Origin of the sequence: Enterobacter cloacae complex sp. (genome assembly GCF_900322725.1) — a bacterium.
Taxonomy (GTDB): domain Bacteria; phylum Pseudomonadota; class Gammaproteobacteria; order Enterobacterales; family Enterobacteriaceae; genus Enterobacter; species Enterobacter quasihormaechei.
Genome location: NZ_LT991958.1, coordinates 197,170 through 216,908, shown reverse-complemented (window position 1 = coordinate 216,908; position 19,739 = coordinate 197,170). Strand labels below are relative to the sequence as shown.

The window sequence follows — 19,739 nt, the reverse complement described above, 5'->3', positions numbered from 1 at the left end:
TCAAAGCAATATTTGCTTTTAGATATTCGATAAAACCATGTTTTTGTTACACCGGATTTTTGACAACGTGCAAGATGGATGATCTTTCCATCACCGAGACTATCTTCTTAGTCAGCACTCCTTTTCCGTCCTTTTCAACATAAAAACGACCATGCTATACGAGCTCTAACCTTTTTTTTGTATGCCATCATAACCGCATCAGAAAAGGAGAACGGTCTATGACTCGTATTGCATTAGCGCCTTCAAAGATGGTTTTGCTTATGTCTTTGGTAATTACTGGTGCCCACGCCAGCCCTGAGCAACCCCTAATAAAAGATACGCCCTTTGTATCTGGCCAGGCTTATAAGAAGGGTTTCTTCTGGTATGACGATCCTGCTAAAAAAAGCGAAGCTGAAGAAGAAGAGGTTTTGCCACCAACCGGTGCTGCTAGCTCGCCTTCAAAAGAGGAAATGGTAGATTTAAATTCAAAATGGCTAAAAGAGAATATGCCTCGACTGTTAACGCAGGCAATGGATAACCCTACCGCAGAAAATCTATCACGTTATTACACGGCGCAAAGGTTAATGCTGGATATCAGTACGCGTTTTTCTGACAAATCAAAAGATTATTTTCTTAAAAACCCGATGATGTCTGAAAAACGCAGGCAACCAGTGGAAAAGGTGGCACTGGATGCTCACCGCACTGTTGTTGAAAAAAATCAGCAAACGGTAATGAAAGATATCTTTACTAAGTCAGGTTTATTTTTCTTTTTCCAGAGTACTTGCCAGTTTTGCCACGAAGAAAGCCAAATACTTCAATTTATGCAGAACTATTATTCGGTAGATATTCTTCCAATCAGTATGGATGGAAGGCCATTGCATAATGGCCTTTTTCAGGATTTTAACATCCCCAACGCACAAATTATTGATCAATTTAAAATTCGAGAGGTACCTACAATTTTCCTGGTTTCAAAGGATGGGACATCAGCTCAGCGCATTAGTGAAGGCATGATCTCCGCTGATGAATTAAAGAACACTATTATACTTGCCGCGAAGGGCATGAATCTGATCGATGACGCTTCGTTCCAGTCAACTCTAGATATTAAAAGGCAATATACCATCGGCGATGATGGCGTTATTACCGTTAATAAATCCGAAATGGAATCAGACCCATTCCTACTTCAAAAAATAATGGACCAAAAACTCGAAGGCTATGACATGCCTACGGCCGATCCGGTCAATTATCTCAATGCTGGCGGCAGTTTTGGAGGCACTTATGCGCAGTAATGCCGTTTTCAACTTCAAAAAGTTACTTTTGTCTCTTTCTGTTTGTGCTGCAATTTTAGCCCCGACTGCAAATGCAGACAACGCAATGCGTAACATTTTCAATGGCATGATGACGTCTACCAGCCCGGCCACCTTTTCCACAGCAACCCGTACAGGCATAGTTGGCGGGTCAATGTCTTACCGAACAACAAACGTTAATACCAACCTTGTTTCCATGTCGTTTCCAAAAGCTTCTGTCGGTTGTAACGGTATTGACGTTTTTCTTGGGTCCTTCAGCATGATCAACGGGGACCAGCTTGTGCAGGTGGCCCGTGGTATTGCCCAGGGTGCGGCTATCTATGCTTTTAACGTTGCTGTTTCAGCTATTTGTGCTGACTGTGCTGCAACGATTAATGACATCCAAAACAAACTGCAAGCGCTAAATAAATTTGCGAAAGATTCATGCAATGCAACTTACTCTTTCCTTTCTGAAAACGTGGGTACGCCAAGCCAGTTCGCTAACTCAGTTAGCTCTGGACCAGCCTCAATTCTGGGATCGATTAATGGTCTTATTCCTGATTTTGGCTCATCGATGACAAAGTCACCTGAAGCTGTCACTTCTCAGGTTAAAGCAAAGGATCCCGAAGAGTTCGCTGAAAAATTCAGTGGTAACCTCTTCTATATGTCGTTCATGGATATTGATAAGGGAACGATGAACATCGGAGGGGTAACGGAGTTATCCGGTTATAAACTGGCAGAACAACTTATGTCTCTCGTAGGTACTGTCATTATCAACTGGGATAGCAAAGGCGAAAAAGCGGGAATGGAAGTCCGCCCGTCTACCATGACTGTCACGGATTACATCATGGGGCCACCAGCTGGCGGATCAATTAAAATGCTCAAGTGTTCTCCGGCACCAGATCCATCATCCCCACGAAAGGCTCAGTGCCTTGTCATGTCAGAAGTTAATGACGGTGGTTTTAAGGGATTGAAGGATACCATTTCTGATCTTCTTTTAAACGTACAGAAAAAAATCATCAACGACGTTCGTGTTTCAGATGATGAATTACGCATTATCTCCTATATCGGCATCCCGACCATTATCGACTCTTTGCAAACATTCGAAGCACCGGAAGGGTACGCATACATTCAGGACATCAGCACTATTGCTGCGACGAGCCTCGTAATCAACATGTTGCGCCAGGTTGAGGCCAAAATTTCAACCATGAGCATACCGAGTGAGTCGCTGTCGGGTAAAAGGGATGATCTCAACCGATTAACAGACAATCTCTCAAAACAGGTTAAAGCCGCCTATGAGCTATCGCACAGCCAGGTCGGTACCAGCTCGGACGTCATTTCAACCTGGGATAACCGTCGCCTGCAACGGAAGGCTTTCACTGAAAGTATTCGTGGCACACGTAACTGAGGTCTGACATGGATTACAACATATATACCCTGGGTGATATTGATTTTGTCTGGTCGGCTTTTACCGGTATTGCCCTGATCTTTTCTCAATATACTGGTGTAAAAGAGTTCCTGACCACGGCCGCCGTTGTAGCAGGTGTGAGCCTATTCTATAAAACGTGGCTATGGCTTCAGGCTCCGACCAAAAATGAATTACCGTTTTTCTCCTGGTTTTTGGGGTTGATCCTTTTCATGATGGCAATGGTTCGAGTGGATGTAACTATTGAATCTGTAAAGTCGGGAGAGGTCAGAAACGTCGACGGAATTCCAATTTTTATTGCTGCGATGGCAACCGTCACCACTAACTTAAGCCAGGGTTTGCTGAAGGATTATAAAACAGCGTTTGATCCGCTTTCTCCGGTGGACCTGTCTGCAACAACTCTGGACGATGACATCACCCTCGGTCCGATGATCCGATTCGTGAAGTTTTTGCAATGGGGCGGCGATAGCCAGGGCTACTGTTCCGCATTTCCTGAACCGGCCAGCGGGCTAGGGCCAATGAACGTATGTGCTACCGTTCAGTCTCTTGCATACAACTGCCTGAAGGCTACCCAAAACTCAAGCGCAAATATTGCCGGTAAAGAAACTATTTTTAACGATATTTTCTCAGCTAATCTGGCAGATAGCATGGACCGGATTAATCAGGCGATGAAAGGCGCACTGAAGAATGCCTCTGCCAGTATTGTTGGCGCTAACGGTTCAAAATCTGGTACGTGTGATGAGGTCTGGTCAACTGTGAAACAGGTTACCAGTACAGCTGAAGCTCGCCAGACTATTTCCCTTATAGGACAGACAAACGGCATCCTTACTCCAGACGAAGCAAATGGTGCACCTACCGGCGCAAGCTTTACTGATGTTATGGCGTCAGCAAATGGTATGTACGGTAAGGCTATTGGTTCGTATGACGCCACCCTGAACCTGTTCATTATGAATGAGCTCAGAAATGGCGCAAGCAAATATAAGACCCCACTCGGTCTGGCTTCCGATATGCAGTTGTTTGAGGCTTCTCTGAAGCGAACCAACACAATGGCTTCACAGGGCCAGTTGTGGTTACAACTGTCGGGAGCAGCAATCGCATTCCTTGAAATGTTTGCTTATATGGTTGCTCCATTTGCTTTGCTTATGCTGCTGGCGTTAGGTGGTAATGGTGTTGCCGCTGCGGCGAAATATTTGCAACTTATCCTCTTCGTGAATATGTGGCCGCTTACGGCAGTAATGGTCAACGCGTATGTGAAGAAAGTCGCGACGGCCGACTTGGATACCTGGAGCACCCTCAACAGCCAGAATAATGCCGTCACGTGGATGGGACTCCCAGGGCTTGCGGAAACATACAGTTCATACCTGTCTGTTGCTTCCGCCCTCTATGCTCTGATTCCGGTACTCACATTATTCCTGATGACACAGTCGATTCACCCGATGATGAATGCGGTTAAGGGAGTGACCCCCGATGCGCCGGTGGATACTGGTCATGTAACGCCCAAAGTATGGGATGGCCCTAACAGCGGTAAATCTTCATTTGGTGACGTGACACGAACCGCCTTAACCAGTACCGGTCAGGGATACAGCGATGGCGGCGCAGTTGATTCAAGTAATTTCCGTCTTGGAATGTGGAATGCTGGTTCAAGTATCGCTAACAGCCAGGGACAAGGATCAGCTGTAACCTCATCAGTTATGAGTGCGGCAAGTAATTCATTCCAGGCTGGTTACAGTCAGATGAGCGAAATTGGAAGGTCAGGACAGTCGAGCCAGCAGTTCTCAACCAACCTGCAAACAATGAAGCAGATCTCGGATAAGATTGGTGCCTCTGTAGCAGAAGGTATTGCAACGAAACATGGGGTGAGTGCGTCTCAGATGGCCAGCATTGCTTCAAATGTTATTCTCAACGCTGGGCTTAATGGAGGTGTTGGAACTGGCAATGGAGCCGGGCTGAAAGCGGCTGTAGCAGGGCAATTGAGTAGCGGTGCATCTAAGACCAATACAGGCAGTGACTCGCTTTCAAATGACCTTTCAAAAGCAATCACGAATCAGCTTAGCCAGGATTCTGCGTTAACTGACCAGTTCAGTAAAGCGGCGTCTCAGGTAAGCAGCGATCAGATATCCAATACTAATGCGTTTAAAGAAGCATCGTCGAAAATGAACCAGGCGACACAGACGATGGCGCAAAATATTTCTACATCGGTTTCGACTAACGCAAGCTCCAATAGTGGAATGAGCCTTGATTCTAAACAAAGCATTAACCTGGACAGGTTCTCCGATTCTATTCGCAACAAAAACTTCAGTGATGATGATGTAAGGAATTTTGCTCGTAAGAATGGGCTGGATGAGAATGCGTTTATGGAGAAATTCAACTCCTATAACGATACCTTCAAGGCCAGTAATCAGCTTGGATCGCAGCTTCAACGTACTGACGCGCTTGTGGCTGCAACCCGAGATTTCAGTGAGCAAAAAATTGCGATTGATACCGCCCGGGGAGAGACGGCCGAAAGTAATAAACAGGATCTCCGTGAAACCTCCAGCCTGCTTAAAAGTCTGGTTTCCGACTTCGGTGGTAATGCACAGCAGCTGCTACCTATCACCAATCAGCTCGACAGAATTTCAGGTGACGGGTCAGGAATTAATACTATCACTCAGGCACAGGATAGAACTCCTGACAGCGTAAATACGTCTGGCGTGATGAGTGCGTCACGCGTAGGGGAACTGGGTGGAAGTGTAGATTCGCAGGCTAAACTCGGTCTTTCCTCCAACGCTCAGGACGCGACACAGCATGTCCCTGGAAAAAGTGAAGCTGGCTTTACTCCGTATAACCTTGATAACGCGGGCAAAGGCGATATTCAGGGAATACATAACAACAACGTGGGCCGCACTTATTCTGATGAAGAAAGGAATGTGCTTAATTCTCTCGAAAAGAATGGACCTGTACTGAATAATCAGGGTGTAGAGAAAGTCGTCAATTCGGGTCAGGATGTCAGAAATGCAGAAGGCACATTTAACGATCTGGAAAAGGTTGGAGGTCGGGTGGTTGGTGATGGAATGGATCAACGAGCCACTGCTTTGAACAGTATGTATCAGAGCGGGCAAGTTCGTGGCTTATCTAATAACACTGATAACTACTTTAGTCGTGTTGCCAACAACCCGAACTTAAGCCGGGACGATAAGCGAGCTGAATTGGCACAGCAAGCTGTCTTTACCTATGGTGCCAGCACCATGGCTACCGGTGCCGAAAGAGAGCAGCTCAAAGCGGATACCCAGAAGATCCTTAATGAACTGGGTAACTATAACGTTAACTGGAGTATGAATGACGTTAAGAGCATCCATAGCAGTTTCAACACTCATAACAGAGCTGATGGTTCACTTGAGTCAGTCGTACGGGCAAACCTGGGAGAAGGTGGGTCGGGCGGTGGTCTCGTTGGTAACCGCACTCAGACCGTCACAGATCGCTTGGTTGGGGAAAAGATAGAGGCCAACACTGAGCGGGGCGCGATTTCTGGTGCGCTACTCGGGGGCCAGCAATTTGTTTCGGATACGCTAACCAGCGTTGGGGCGAAACCGGTAAATGAGATGCTTACGGGAGCGGGCATCCTTCAAACCCAGACATCGATAGCAAATGATGCCTCTAACCCTGCAAATATGCCTGATTCTCTCCAGGGTAAAGTCCTTAATCACATGCAGATGTCTGATGGCGTCGCAGCTGTAAGTGACCGGTATCAGAGTATTAGCAGCGACGGCGTTTCGACTTATGCGAATGCAGCGCAGAACTCTGAAAGGGCTATCCGGCAGCAATTGACGGATGACCCACGCTTTGGGCCTCAGAAAGCAGATGAATTCATTCAGTACATGAAGTCAGAGCTGAGCAACACAAATGAGCCTTACCAGTCACGTGTCGATAAAGCGGATCAGTGGCTTAATGAAAATAAAAAATAAGGGAGGTTGAATATAACCTCCTGAAATGACTATCAATAGATTGTAAATTACTGCTAAACAATTAAGGCCGCAAAGTATGTGTTTGCGGCCTTTTTTTCAGAAGTACCGCTCTTGCGGAACATTCAACTGACGGTTTGAATCAGTGAAGACAAAAATCTATCAAACTCTGTATGAGATTCAATAACATAATCAGTAGATGCTTTGTCTCTTATCTGAAAGCAGTCGTCTGCAAAACTATAAGCGAAAAGTGACATGCCATCTTCTCCGATTAACACCTTATCAGTGAGATTTGGGTCAACGTAGATTTCATTGTCTCGTGCTTCAAAGTTGCGTATGTAAATATTTGACCACAATAGATTTTCGTTCTCTGCCTGAACAAGGTTATAAAACGTAAGTCCGTTGTACTCAAAACCATCCATAGCATTAAACACTTGGGCATAATCAAGCCTGGTTTTAATGAGTTTCTGTATATCTATATAGGCGCTCTTTTTGTGATCTGCCCACTCCACTGGAGGCGGATTGCAGATTAAGTCTTTCAAGACTTCCGGGGCTACCGGGCTGGCTAAAGGGTAGTGATCTGCAACCATCAACCTCTTTAAGCTGCTGAGTAGTTGAGTTAAATCTTTCATGAGCGCCTCTTACTTTCCTACCGGGTAGATAACACCGTTCGGCGATGGCCATAGAACTTTGGTGCTTGAATTATACGGTAGATCCTTCGTAATGATGGATTGTGCTTTCGACAGTGCTGAATGGTATGGTGAATTCTGAATAAGTACCAGGTTGTCTATAGCGTTTGTGCCACCATCATCAAGAGGGATCTTGTGGTGAACCTGCCACCCAGAGGGGACCTTGCCTGTTGCAAGTTTCATCAAATCGTTAGGTTCAAACGTAGCCAGGGCATCTGGGTGGTCTGAAAGTGATTTAAGGAAGTTAGGGCGTACAGTATTGTTGAATTGTCCACGGAGAGCTAAATATTCAGCTCTGTCTCGGCGCATGTAGTTCAATTCGCTAACATTCATATCATCGAGCAAAACGTGTGCTTTTTTGTACTTGCCGAGATAACTTGTCAATTCATCCGCAGACCTTGGATTTCGGATAACCAGAAGTGAAGCCGCTGCAACCAGCATACCTGAAGTTGTTTCGTTCAATACCTGGTCATAGCCTTCAACAGCTTCGCCGCCAAGTTGTTCAGCCGTATGTCGAAATCCCTCCACATTTCCATTATAAAGCCCGCCAGCTGCGAGAAGACGACCAGCCGCTTTGGAATTAATGGTTTTTGTTGATTGGGCGTGCTGTGCTGGTGTCGTTGATCGAACGTAATACCCCGGGCGTTTCAACTGACGAGAGATGATATCGCGCAGACGGGTAAAGAGGGACAGGGGCAGGTCATTGCGTAGGTTGCCATTTGATATAACCCCCGGCCCGGCATTGCCGGTTATGTCTTTTCTAAGCAGAACGATCTTACCGTATCTGATGTCGTCAAGCGTATCGCGGTAAGCGAGCCAGGGGCGTTGATGGTGGAACTGGTGATACCGGCTGACAAACTGTGTATATCCCTGCGGTAAATTCCATTCCTGAATAATCCGGTTTGGCAGGGCGGTATCTTCGAGGTCATGTACCGCCGTGGCCGGATGTATGATGTGGGGAATATCCTCAAGGTATATGTCATCCAGTGACTTAGCCTGACAGTGATGCAGCATAATGTCCCTTTCTTGTCGAATTCATATGAGACATTATTGCGTATGGTATAAAACAATCAATCCTAAAGTGGATGGGCGTACGAGATCAGCAGTGACAGGGTAAAAGGAAAGTTACTTTGTTCATCAGCGTCCCATGAGCTGATGGTACCTTGCGTTAAGAGCTGCAAGGTCAGATTCGGTGAGGCCCGTGTAATAATCGGTTTTGTGCAAATGCGGATAACCGGCCGGAAATAATGATTCGTCGTCATCAAGGCAGATAAATGCTTTAACTCGATGTGAAAAGACAAAGTCCTCACACTCGGCAGCCCGCACACCAGTCTGTCCGTGTTTTAAATATACCGAACCGGTTGCACCTATGATTTTGTCTCTATAAGGCACCCGGAACAGAGATTTCAGATAACTTGTATTAGCGCACTCACGCCATGAGCTGGAGATAACAATCACCATGGCAGGGCAGTTATCCAGCAATTTCTCTAACAGTGGCATTCGCTCAAAGGTTTCATTTTTACACCTGTGGCAAACCCCATCGAAATCTAAGAAAAGCACGACATGCGAATCAGGGAGAGGGGCCCATAAACCAGCTGTTGTTTCTTCATGAACACATACTTCTTCATGATGAGGGTTTTTCTGGATCAAGAAAGAAGAGAGAATCTTAAATAAATTTCTTGCAGAAGAAGACAATATATTACTCCTGAGTCAGTGTGAAATATTTGTGGTGGTTTACCCAAGCCACTCGATGATCTTCTGTAATATCGGGTTGTATTTATTTAACAACAGGAGTCGGGTTTTGCTCCGGGACATTTTTAGCTATATGGCCATTGTATCGAGGAGGTTGCTGGGTCCATTGATAAAGCTCACCCATCCCGTTACGCTGCTGGATCCGGCGATTGTACTTTACCATGAAGTTAAATATGTACTTTGCACGTACCTTTGGGGTTTTGCTGTTGTAATCTGCAATCCCTTCAAACACATTGCCCTTGCGATCAACAATTTTTCTATAGAGCCACCATGTTCCAACCCAGAAACTTGCGCAAGCATCGTAAGCCAGAACCCGCCACGTTACCGTCGGGAAATGCTTTTTTATTTCAGGTAGATTGGATGAGTTGATCTGCATTGGGCCAATATCATAAGTGCCGTTAGTATTCCTGCTGAAAGTACCAACCTTACCGCCTTCATTGTCAAACAACGTAAAAACCAGTTCAGCATCAATTCCGAAGTAGCGGGCGGCATCCGTAATGCACTGAGTGTAAATCTCATCAGGAACGGGAATAGGTTTCACATCATCTGCTGGTGGTGTAAACACAACGATTTCTCCACTGAATCTACGTTTTATCTATTCTCCCATATATCTATCGACTTTCTTTCGGCTTTACCCGTTGATTTAAGCGTTTAAGCAAAATTCTGGAATTTTGGGGCGTGATAATATTAGTGCTCGATTTAAGGAGCGGAAATGAAAAAAATTATTAAGGCATCGGTATTACTTCTTTCATTAAGTACCGCCTTCACGATGAATGCCGAGCCGGTTAATACAATGGTACTGCCAGATGCAGCCCGGGATAAGCTCAAAGCCATTGGGCTTTCAATCGAGCACGTCGAACCCTCGCCAGTAAAAGATATTTTTACGGTGATTTCCAGGGAGGGGGTAAGTTACGTGAGCAAAGACGGAGATTACATTTTTACCGGAAGCTTATTCCACGTGAAAGGTAAAGATGTGGTAAACACCACTGAGCAGGCCATTTTAATGGGCGTCCGGGAATTCGCATCCAAAACAAAATCCATCGACTACAAATCACCAAACGAAAAATACCGGCTTGCTATCTTTACCGATATAACCTGTGGATACTGCCAAAAACTGCATCATGATCTGAAGTCTTATCTTGATGCCGGTATTTCGATTAAGTTTCTTGCATTCCCACGTGCAGGACTGAACTCGGTAGTAGCCGGGAACATGGCCAAAATCTGGTGTTCAGCAAAGCCAAACGAAGCTCTGGATGCAGCGATGAATCCGGTTTCAACTATCCCGGAAGGACGTCCTGATGAGGCTTGCTTAAACATTATCAAATCGCATTTCCAGGTGGCCTCAACAATCCCGCTGCAAGGTACTCCTACCATGGTGACACTAAGCGGCAAACCGCAGTTATTTACGGGGTGGCTGAGCCCGGAAAACCTGGTGACCCAAATGGGCGCTGCGCAAAAGTAACTTTTCCGACTGTAAGAGGTGTGTATGAAATCTACTTTACTGAGTACGTTAATGCTGGTTGCTGTAGGTGTACAGCCCGTTTTCGCTGCACAATGTCAGTACGGAGCCTGTGGAACGGAAAACGATCCCGGAATCGGATTTCTGATGTCATCGGTACAAATGGATAAAGGTGAACATCTAAAGGAACTCTCTGGTGTTGCGACCACAGGTGACACCATCTCTAAAAAGATGGAAAGCTACCTGGGAAATAAAAAGCTCAAGGTAAACACCGACAGTACCCGCAAGGGGCCGGGTAATACCACCATCAGGCCTACAGATGAGCTCGCCCCAACGAGGCAACTAAAAGTTATCCGGCCCGAACTGGTAAAAAATCCCGATTCGCAGCTCGTGGTAGCTTTCAATGAGCGCCTGGCCTGATTTATTGACTGAGAGCGTCCAGAAGGAAAAAAGATGTCGATACTCAGTAGCTTCGTCATCAGAGCAACGGGGATACCTGACAAAAAGTATCTCCGGGATCCCGTAATAAAACGTTGTTATAAACGTCTGAGTCGTAGGGTGCCTGCTCTAATGACGGGGTGGCTTCTGTGCATTCTGGGTTCAGGGTATGTCAGTATGGCACTGGAACAGCCTGATAGCACTGTATTACTCAGTCTGCTGCTGTTGTATGTTATGTCAGGCATTTTACTGATGCAGTTCCAGTATATGTATTCAGAGCGAAGCATAGGCTACAAGTTCTACCTGGAAGTGCTTATGAATGCAGCTGCCAGTACTCAACATAAAGAACAGTTACAGTATCTGTTCATTAATAAGCCCAATTCCATCACGATGGGCGATCTTTACCGACTTTATGATTTTAATGGGGGAGGGCGATAGCCACGTTAATGTGCGTGTCCAAAAGTCACTTTTGAACATTCTCTTCCCGCCGTCTGCTTTCAGTTCCAGGGGATCACTGCAACATAATTTCCGGAACGCAGCGGCGCATCAAATTTATCAGTAAAGGCGTCGATCATTGCTGAATAAGCAATGCTGTCTGACGGCACAGGTGCATTGCTTTGCATACTCACTTTCAGAACCTGCTTTGCTCCTTTCGCTGACGGGTATACCTCGACATCCAGCTGTCGCATATAGTGCATCTGCGACATCGTCTCAGTGCCTATTACCCCATCGACTGGCTTGTAGTCATAGTCAGTATGCAATTCGCCATGCTTGTCAGTTCTCGTTGTCTTTTTATCTACAACGTAGCCTGTCACCCCAGTAAGAAGCTGCTCGCTATACTGCATGTTCTCCTGTGAGCTGCTGATTCGGAACCTGAGCACATAATCTGGCTGGTGAGTGGAAATAATGACTCCTTTTTTTGCTAATCCATCAGCAAAACGGCCTGAAAACATTCTGGACTGAATACTTTCGTCCGGAGGGACTATCTGAAACCTTTTATTTGTAACAGGACGAGGCATTAGATCGTACGCATCTACCTGGTTTGCGAAATGATATCCGCATCCACTCAAAAGCATTGCGGTTGTGAGTATAAAGCCCTGCCTAATCATCCTTTAATCTCCAAAAAGCATTGTTTCACGAATAATTCCGATTTACCGGGCCAGTATAATCCATCGCAGGTTAATAACTAACAGGCTGAAAAGCATAAAGGTAGCTATGTCTAAAGAATTTTATTTAAAACCGATGGCCACGATTTTAATTTCTGCGGTTATTGCTACCGCTGCCTCGGCGTTAATCACGGCAACTTATTTTAAACCGAAGGTGCTCAGTGAGGAAGAAATTGGCAAAATTGCCGCTACTTACCTGGTAAAAAATCCCCATTATTTAGTGGAAGCAGGTAAGGCGCTGGAAAATCAGAACGTGAGTGCCTCAGTGGAACGAATAATTCCATATGCGCCAGCTCTGCTGGATACCAAGGAGACGCCAAACATCGGCCCTGATGACGCCGACGTCGCGGTAATCGAGTTCTTCGACTATCAGTGTATTTACTGCATGCGGGTTACACCTGTTGTTGAATCGGTAATGAATCAGAGCAAAGATGTAAAATTCTTCTTTAAAGAATTCCCGATTTTTGCCGGTTCAAAACCTGTATCTGCCATGGGGGCCGCTACGGGTCTGCACGTCTATCAGAATTTCGGTGCTGAAGCCTATCGTAAGTACCACAACAACCTGATGGCTGTGGCTCATACCTTCATGACCTCTCAACGCAAATTCGAACTCACTGACTTTAATACTGTGGTGGAAAAGTCAGGGTTTAACAGCACGTTTTCTGACAGGGAAAAAAACCGGTATGAAAACGTGATCTCCGGCAATATGCAGCTGGGCGAAGCGCTCGGGATCACCGGCACACCCGGTTTCATCATTATGAATATGAAAAAGCCGAATGCGGCGACTACCACATTTATCCCCGGGGCTATGGACGCAGCAACTTTGCAGGGCGCAATCGAAAAAGCTCGCGGGGCCTAAAGTTACTTTCACATTTGATGAGTACGGCCATGCCGGTCATGGCCGCTACGCTTTTACAACGAGTAATTCATCCCAGCGGGTCGTATATCTCGGTGATAGCATGGCCTGCTTCATACGAAAATCCTGTTGAATGCCTTCCCCCAGTAAAAACAGAGCTCCGCGCTTTTCTTTATTGAACCGGTCCATAACTTTCATCAGTGCCTGACTGCCAGGCCTGGCCGGGCGAGTATCAAACAGGCTGAGTTGCTCTGTGCCGTCAGTCATAGCGGAGAGCATTACCCCTGCTTTCGCATACGCTATCCCGGGTCTGTAAATGCGGTTCAGGATGGTCATGGCTGCATCAACCAGATCGCGGGTGTCCTGTGTAGCGGTAAGCGGCTCGATACCACAATTGCTGTAGCGGTTTTCACCTTGCGCATAATTGCTACTCTGAATGAAGACTGTGATTTGACGGGTCCACGAGCCATCCTTGCGCAGCTGCTCTGCCGCCCGGGCGGTAAAAAATGAAACTGCCTCATGTAGCTTGCCTATCTCATTAAGGCGCTGACCAAAACTTCTGGAAACGATAATCTGTTGCCTGACAGGAGGAGACTCGTGCAGCCGGAAACATGGTTCGCCATGCAGTTCCCGCCAGGTACGCTCGATTTCAACGCCAAAGCTTTTACGTAAAAAGCGAACGTCGCTATTATAAAAATCACCGGCAGTGATGATCCCGAAAGCCGACAGGCGTTCACTAATCTTTCGACCAATACCCCATATTTCTCTGGTACTGATCAGGCTCAGGAGCTTCCTGATCCTGGCCTGATCAGTCAAAACTACAACCCCGCCTGTAGCTGCCCATCGTTTGCTCGCATAGGTGCATAATTTAGCGAGGGTTTTGGTGCTTGAACAACCCACACCACAGGTAAGGGACAGATTATGAAGAAGTGTACTTCTGATCAACCGGCCGTAATCTTCATAATCTATTATCTTGTTCATGTTTTTCAATAACATGAAATTTTCATCTATGCTATATCGACTCGATTGAGGCGCGAAGCTTTCCAGCGTTTCATGGAAGCGATTTGAGTAGTCTTCATACAAAGTAAAGTTAGAGCTCCGGACTTCGATCCGGTGTTGCTGAATCAAATCCCTGCACTTAAAAATTGGGGTCCCACGCTTAATACCAACGCTTTTAGCCAGTTTATTCATTGCAATGACGGACGAATCGTTATTGCTGGCTATGATGAGCGGCTTTTTTGACAGCTTGGGATCCATCGCACACTCAAATGCCGCATAGGCTCCGTTAATATCAACGTGCATGTACATGGCTGAACTGATTCAGTGCAAAGGTGACGACGCCCCATATCTCAAGGGATTCAGGATTTACACGTATCGGCTTATAGGCTGGATTAGAAGGCATCAAAAGCAGCTCAGGATACGTGTGTAAGATCTTTACCGTAAACTCTCCATCCACCAGCGCAACGACGATAGAGCCGTGTCGTGCTGTTAAAGACCGATCCACAACCAGTATTGCTCCATCATTGATACCGGCATTGATCATACTGAGGCCCGCCGCCCTGACAAAGAAGGTTGAGGGGCGGTTGCGGACTACATATTCATGCAAATTTAATTCATTATCTTCATGCCCGGCGCACGGACTCATCACTCCACAGCTTAGTAAATCACTGAAAAAAGGTGCCATTTCGTAAGGCTTGTTGCTAATGTGCTCAAGGATAACAGACATAGCTACACTCGAATTCTTGTACTGTATGTATAAACAGTATTGCGAGTTGAAGAGAAAAGATCAAATCTCTCCGGTAACGCTATCAAGCCTGACGAAAAATTAAGCTTTATCATAAACATCAAAAACCATCTTTTACCGATAATGGCGAGCTGGCCTACGAAGAAGGTATACAAGCTAGGATGAAAGGATTCTGATGCTCCTCCCACCAAATTTTTTATCTCCTGAAGACCAGGCTGAGTACGATGCTTATATGGCAAGGTTCAGCGAGGTAAATCACTATTATGAGCATTGCACTGTCCCCGTGATTGACTGGTTTTTTAAACAAGCAACCGAGGCGCTGCATCATGGTCTATGGTTACCGGCCTGTACGAGCTTTCTGAATGGGATCGAAACATCACTCAGGGTTACGCTGAAGTTGAAATCAACTGTTAACGTTCAGCAGTCAGTTCCTGTACTGGTGGACTTAGATGGTACGTCAGTAATGAGTAACGCTTTAATGCGAAAGGCTAAGCAGGAAGGGATGCCGATAGAATTACTGTCATTTCCAGCCGAGAAGAATATGTTGGCAAAGATAGACGCTGGTAAAAAACCTGAAGCAGATATCGTCAGGCTTAGAAATAGTCTATGCCATGGCAACATTCTGGAGTTCATTATGAGTGTTAAAGTCGGTTCTCCAGATCCCATACGAATTTTTACTCCTGGTAACTGCTGTGGTTTAGCGCTTTTACTTTCGGCCTTATCGAAGAAATGGACGGTAGGCTTGCATCAATACTGGATCGACAACAATCTGACGTCCTGCTGAAACCTCATAAATCATGCCTACTAAAGTCACGTGCAAAAAAACGTTGTAGCATGATATGTTTAAAGTCAAAACAGTGGGTTCTATGTTTTGACGGCAAACATGATATAACTAATACTTCATAAGTAGATATCAATAGTCATAATGGAGTGAACTATGAAATTAAAAAATATTCTGCTGTGTGCGATGATGTCAGTCGCTTTTGGCTCCTCTGCTAATACTACACATAAAGTTGAAAACGAACCTATCCCAAACATTATTCTTGATGGTAAGGTTGATGATATTTGTAAAGATGCAAGCATCCGAACTGAACTTAATCATGATAAAGCAAAGGAACTGGTAACCACCAACCTGAAGCAGGCATTACCATTAAATACGGTACCGGATAAGTTGGATGAAGTTGCAGAAGCCTTTGTAAACCGCGACAAAGGCGCTTCAGAAACAGCAGACCATTGCCTTGTTAATGTACGTAATAAATACTGGGAAATGTATCCCTCTGAAGATAAGTAGCATTTATTATTAAAGGCTTCACTTAAGAAGCCTTTTTTAACCCTTTGCGAAACCTGCTTTAAAAGCAATGCGCTATTCATATCTAAGAATCTATTTAATTAATGAATAATAGTGGACGGATTCATTTCTAGTGAATGCCGAAGTTGGTGTTTTTTGAGTTATTAGACGGTAAGTGCAATCTGGTATGATTCACCTAACATACGAATCTGGAAGGAAAGGTATATGGGTGACCTGGTCAGCAAAAATAACATTGACCGTTTAGAGCGATTTCATTCTTTGCTGGCGGGTCAGTACTGGACGTCCACTGACAGCATCCCTGAAGAGGGTATTGTGGCAGGGGATACGCTGCTCATTACGTCTTTGCGTTACGTTGAAGATAAGCTGCACACAGTGATTCTACGCGCCCATCCCCGCGTTTACGGTCAGACTGTAGCTATTGTCACTGAAGACAGCAGCGGCAACCGTAGGGAACGTGGCAAAGAAATGCGAGAGCATCGCTTCCTGGTTAAGGATTTTCTGTCCAGTTTTGTATTTGAACCCGACCATAAGGTAATCCGGGATGCTGAACTCAGACAAGCTCAGGAAGAAGTGAATAGCCTACAGGCATCGCTTACAGCCCTCGTGAGCGATGCTCAGGGGCTCCGTGACCTTGCGATTGAGCAATTAGGTACAGATGACCGTGAAAACCCTGTGACGGGCCTTAGCGTTGCGTTAGTGCCCCCACAAGAGCAGCAGGCGGTAACCTCACTGGCGATTGGATCAGTTCAAAATGCTCTGTCCTCTGGTATTTCAGATACCCGCATTGAACAAATCAGAGAAGCGGCCTTAAAAGAAGGGCAGATCAGCACAGCCATCAGCAAAATCATCACACAACGAACGCAGGCAATCGCTAATGCCAGCAAAAGAATGCTGCCCTATTTCGAGGAAGTTGCAGCGGCAAGTCTGGCCACTACAGAAGAAGCCATGGAATATGTGAAGAAAATCCACGATGGCGTTGGCAGTCTGGAACTGTATACCGGCAAAGACGTTGAGGTAGTGAATATCGTGAAGGGTGAATCCGCTCCATCACACCTCCCGCTCCAGGTCGTTCAGGCAAAGCTGATGGTGGATGAAGAGCTGGCCGTATGGTGCGATCTCGATAGCTGGTTCGACTTCTCTGATATGGAAAAATTTCATGAAACTTTACGAACCAGCCCCGGGCTGGTGGAGCAGATTTTTCCGTCCGAACGTTCCATCGTATGTATGGCCACAACACGACGTTATATCGATTACCGCGATCCCTGGGAAAATCATGTCCGCAATGACAGGAACCGGGTTGTATTCCTTCTGGTCCGGGACGGTCAAAATATTCATCAGGTTTACTCTTCGGTAGAAAGCCATCTTGGGGCTTCGCAGCTATTCCCTTCCGCCAGCGAACAGGAAGCACATTTCCAGGGGATTGATGGCAGCACCATAAAGTTTGAGGACGTCAGTTATACCGACCGACTGAAGCAGCATGATCTTATGGCACTTCACTACCGTCGTTTCCTGATCCTTATCTGCGGCCTCGATCACCGGCTCAAACTATTTGGTGATTTCTATGATACCAATACCCCTTACAGTTTTCTGAGCCTTGAGTTCCAGGAACGGTACTTCCAATTTCTGCACGACAAAGACGGTTCTGGCCTTTTGGGTATGGCTGAGACACGGCCGTCTCTGCAAAGTTATCTTGAACAGGCAAACTCATGCCTTCAGTCCGGATCCCGGGTAATGTGCAACTGGGATTCGTTGATGAACCCAGTGACAGCACCAGGAGCAGTTCAGGAAGACAACAGCTACTCTGGCTATAAATGGCTTGGGAGAACCCATAAAAACTATGAGCCGGTTATTGCATTCCGTCAGGGAGACGATATCTGTGTCAACGCAACAGTAAACAGATACTCAACGGATCGAGATTTCAATTGTAAGGTGAATTTGTCTTTATTTAAGGAGTCCAGCAGGAATGATGCTGAACTGGGTTTCCTGTGCATGGATACCATTAAAGCGGAGGAGCTCGAATGGTACATTCACAGACGTAAATTCAGGTCTAATCACCTGTTTTACATTCGCTTCTTCAAGATGGCTTTAAATTATATTCGTGCCGAGCGTGAGGCAGAAGAACCTTACCGGCAGATGCTGAGCCAGGCTCTGGCCGATGGAAATATTGGCCAGCCTAATCTGAGATCAGAGTTGATAGATCGATGCATTGTAGCCTGGCGAGCTGATAACAGGGGGGCGACGCTGGAAGCTGCCATGAGTACAGAGAAGGGCTCCAAAGAGCTCCTGAACCAGCTCTATATGCTCGCTGATGTGGGGCTCAAACATCTTCCCGGGGTTCGTAATTTTATTAGCAGCAAAGGCTATGAGCTGGTCAGGTTATCGGTAAATGCTTCAGGGAAACTTGTTGCATATGCCGCACCAGCAAATTTTGAATGCGACAACCGGATGGAAGGGCATGCCTGGGTTCATCGAATGGTACTTGCTACATCCCGAAATGTCTTAAACGTCACTCATCAACGTTTTGCGAAAATGAAACACTTCTTACCAGCTGAAAACACCCTGTTCGAAGATGAACAGCTGGTGGCCACATGGTCGGGCAAAAAGACTGCTTTCAAAAGCTTCGAAGAGAAGCAGCGTTATTTTGATACATGCTCCCGTGGCGCTCAGGCTCTTAAGCAGTTTTTAAAGCTGAACGATCCGGTGATTTACACCAATCTGCTTGGCCAGTGGATTGAGGCCTATGAAAGTATCAATGAAACCAGTGAGTACGTACAGCAAGTAAGCCTAATGGCTCCTGTTGCGGTCAAGAGCGAAAAAGGTAAAGCCAGCCTCATCTATATTGGCACTAAAGACCTGGCCGACTGGTTTTATCAGAAAGCGCCGACACCCGAGTTGCAGGCGCTGTTCCTTGAGGAATACCTGTCCAAATTTGAAAATAAAGAGGTCAATAAAGAAAAGCTACTTTCACGCAGAAATACCGCTCTGTCTCTCAGTTTTTACACCATGGACAACGGGGAAGTACCAGATGAAATCCTCGTCACCAAATCAGTTGATAATGCCAGACGGTGGTATTCAGGAATGTTCACAAGCATGCCAACGATGTTAAATGACCAGTGGTCCTGCCATGTTGCGCATTTTTCCCGTAACGGAAAACTCTATTTGACGCCTGATCTGGTCACTGATGAAGGGGAACCTGGTTTTGATGAAATACTCGGGTATCCGCGCCCGGAGGGGCTGGTACCGGTAACCGTGTGTGAGTTTGAAATTGACCACTTTAACCGACGTGGCATTGATGCGAATGGTGATAAGGTGAATATTACACAGTGGGTCGATATTTATCAGGGTGAGCGTGAGGTTACGGAACTGCTGGGGCCTATTTCTGAAGAAGGGGTGAACATCAAAACCTACAGGATGGACACTCTTGAGCAGGCGATGAAAAACATCTCCCGGGGCTCGACGCGCCTCAGACCGTCAACGGAGAATAGCGAGTGGCAACAGCCAGCAGAAGGTGTGAGCCGCTATGTACTTCGGTCATGGTAAAACGCGGGGGCAGGTGCCATCAAAACATCAAACAAAAAGCCATTACAGGCTCAAAGACCCCTTATCGCTCAAATTTGAAAGAGATAAGGCTTTATGATGGCAACGAGGATTATCACCCATCTCGCCGGAGTAACTGGCATAAAAATTGTTTAATCTTTAT

The 19,739-nt window shown here is 46.1% G+C and carries 17 protein-coding genes; 10 read left to right on the top strand and 7 right to left on the bottom strand.

Translation table 11 applies throughout. The annotated features are described in order from the left end of the window. Positions 1-218 precede the first annotated feature (218 nt). The 3 genes from DBR02_RS24760 to DBR02_RS24750 are packed head-to-tail and all read left to right on the top strand — an operon-like array spanning position 219 to position 6,629. A complete protein-coding gene (locus DBR02_RS24760) occupies positions 219-1,265 on the top strand; it encodes a thioredoxin family protein (protein ID WP_000196727.1) in 1,047 nt (348 codons plus the stop codon). Beyond that, positions 1,255-2,670, top strand: coding sequence for an IncHI-type conjugal transfer protein TrhH (trhH, locus tag DBR02_RS24755; RefSeq protein WP_001257292.1), 1,416 nt, complete (start codon positions 1,255-1,257; stop codon positions 2,668-2,670). The genes DBR02_RS24760 and trhH overlap by 11 nt, the downstream gene beginning before the upstream one ends. A gap of 8 nt (positions 2,671-2,678) precedes the next feature. Continuing rightward, positions 2,679-6,629 carry a conjugal transfer protein TraG N-terminal domain-containing protein gene (locus tag DBR02_RS24750; protein ID WP_000386160.1) on the top strand — a complete coding sequence of 1,317 codons (3,951 nt, stop codon included), beginning with the start codon at positions 2,679-2,681 and terminating at the stop codon, positions 6,627-6,629. Between the two features lie 122 nt (positions 6,630-6,751). Here the strand turns inward: DBR02_RS24750 and DBR02_RS24745 are convergent, their stop codons facing one another. The 4 genes from DBR02_RS24745 to DBR02_RS24730 all read right to left on the bottom strand — a co-directional run bounded on the left by DBR02_RS24745 (position 6,752) and on the right by DBR02_RS24730 (position 9,632). Then, positions 6,752-7,258: a YrhA family protein gene (locus DBR02_RS24745; protein ID WP_000654195.1), complete on the bottom strand. Its 507-nt coding sequence runs from the start codon at positions 7,256-7,258 to the stop codon at positions 6,752-6,754. A 9-nt stretch (positions 7,259-7,267) separates the two neighbouring features. Beyond that, positions 7,268-8,329 carry an HNH endonuclease signature motif containing protein gene (locus tag DBR02_RS24740; protein ID WP_000902297.1) on the bottom strand — a complete coding sequence of 354 codons (1,062 nt, stop codon included), beginning with the start codon at positions 8,327-8,329 and terminating at the stop codon, positions 7,268-7,270. 123 nt (positions 8,330-8,452) lie between these two features. Next, positions 8,453-9,010 carry an HAD domain-containing protein gene (locus tag DBR02_RS24735; protein ID WP_001371950.1) on the bottom strand — a complete coding sequence of 186 codons (558 nt, stop codon included), beginning with the start codon at positions 9,008-9,010 and terminating at the stop codon, positions 8,453-8,455. Between the two features lie 82 nt (positions 9,011-9,092). Beyond that, entirely contained in the window at positions 9,093-9,632 is a 540-nt protein-coding gene (locus tag DBR02_RS24730) for a lytic transglycosylase domain-containing protein (protein WP_000494968.1), read from the bottom strand. Positions 9,633-9,779: 147 nt separating this feature from the next. On the opposite strand from DBR02_RS24730, the gene DBR02_RS24725 reads away from it, so the two are divergent. The 3 genes from DBR02_RS24725 (at position 9,780) to DBR02_RS27055 (ending at position 11,402) form a co-directional block, all read left to right on the top strand. Then, positions 9,780-10,529 (top strand): thioredoxin fold domain-containing protein, encoded by a 750-nt coding sequence (locus DBR02_RS24725; RefSeq protein ID WP_000720274.1) that lies wholly within the window; start codon positions 9,780-9,782, stop codon positions 10,527-10,529. A 24-nt stretch (positions 10,530-10,553) separates the two neighbouring features. Beyond that, positions 10,554-10,946, top strand: coding sequence for a hypothetical protein (locus DBR02_RS24720; protein WP_000843243.1), 393 nt, complete (start codon positions 10,554-10,556; stop codon positions 10,944-10,946). 195 nt (positions 10,947-11,141) lie between these two features. After that, positions 11,142-11,402, top strand: a complete 261-nt coding sequence (locus tag DBR02_RS27055; RefSeq protein WP_001439466.1) for a hypothetical protein — start codon at positions 11,142-11,144, stop codon at positions 11,400-11,402. Positions 11,403-11,461: 59 nt separating this feature from the next. On the opposite strand, the gene DBR02_RS27050 is transcribed toward DBR02_RS27055, so the two are convergent. Next, complete coding sequence (locus tag DBR02_RS27050) at positions 11,462-11,809, bottom strand: hypothetical protein (protein ID WP_121343843.1); 348 nt, start codon at positions 11,807-11,809, stop codon at positions 11,462-11,464. A gap of 370 nt (positions 11,810-12,179) precedes the next feature. Between DBR02_RS27050 and DBR02_RS24705 the strand changes: the two genes are divergently transcribed. Continuing rightward, the gene (locus DBR02_RS24705; protein ID WP_000031378.1) at positions 12,180-12,989 is read left to right on the top strand and encodes a DsbA family protein; all 810 of its coding nucleotides are present in this window, start codon (positions 12,180-12,182) and stop codon (positions 12,987-12,989) included. A gap of 45 nt (positions 12,990-13,034) precedes the next feature. On the opposite strand, the gene umuC is transcribed toward DBR02_RS24705, so the two are convergent. Together umuC and umuD are read right to left on the bottom strand one after the other, a co-directional pair. Then, positions 13,035-14,288 (bottom strand): translesion error-prone DNA polymerase V subunit UmuC, encoded by a 1,254-nt coding sequence (gene umuC / locus DBR02_RS24700; protein WP_001371894.1) that lies wholly within the window; start codon positions 14,286-14,288, stop codon positions 13,035-13,037. Continuing rightward, positions 14,278-14,712 carry a translesion error-prone DNA polymerase V autoproteolytic subunit gene (gene umuD, locus DBR02_RS24695; RefSeq protein WP_000111290.1) on the bottom strand — a complete coding sequence of 145 codons (435 nt, stop codon included), beginning with the start codon at positions 14,710-14,712 and terminating at the stop codon, positions 14,278-14,280. The genes umuC and umuD overlap by 11 nt, the downstream gene beginning before the upstream one ends. 193 nt (positions 14,713-14,905) lie before the next feature. Between umuD and DBR02_RS24690 the strand changes: the two genes are divergently transcribed. The 3 genes from DBR02_RS24690 to DBR02_RS24680 all read left to right on the top strand — a co-directional run bounded on the left by DBR02_RS24690 (position 14,906) and on the right by DBR02_RS24680 (position 19,579). Further along, on the top strand, positions 14,906-15,514 hold the full coding sequence (locus DBR02_RS24690; protein ID WP_000926374.1) for a hypothetical protein: 609 nt from the start codon (positions 14,906-14,908) through the stop codon (positions 15,512-15,514). A 153-nt stretch (positions 15,515-15,667) separates the two neighbouring features. Then, complete coding sequence (locus DBR02_RS24685) at positions 15,668-16,021, top strand: hypothetical protein (protein ID WP_000769182.1); 354 nt, start codon at positions 15,668-15,670, stop codon at positions 16,019-16,021. Positions 16,022-16,243: 222 nt separating this feature from the next. Beyond that, entirely contained in the window at positions 16,244-19,579 is a 3,336-nt protein-coding gene (locus DBR02_RS24680; protein WP_000502666.1) for a hypothetical protein, read from the top strand. Positions 19,580-19,739 lie beyond the last annotated feature (160 nt).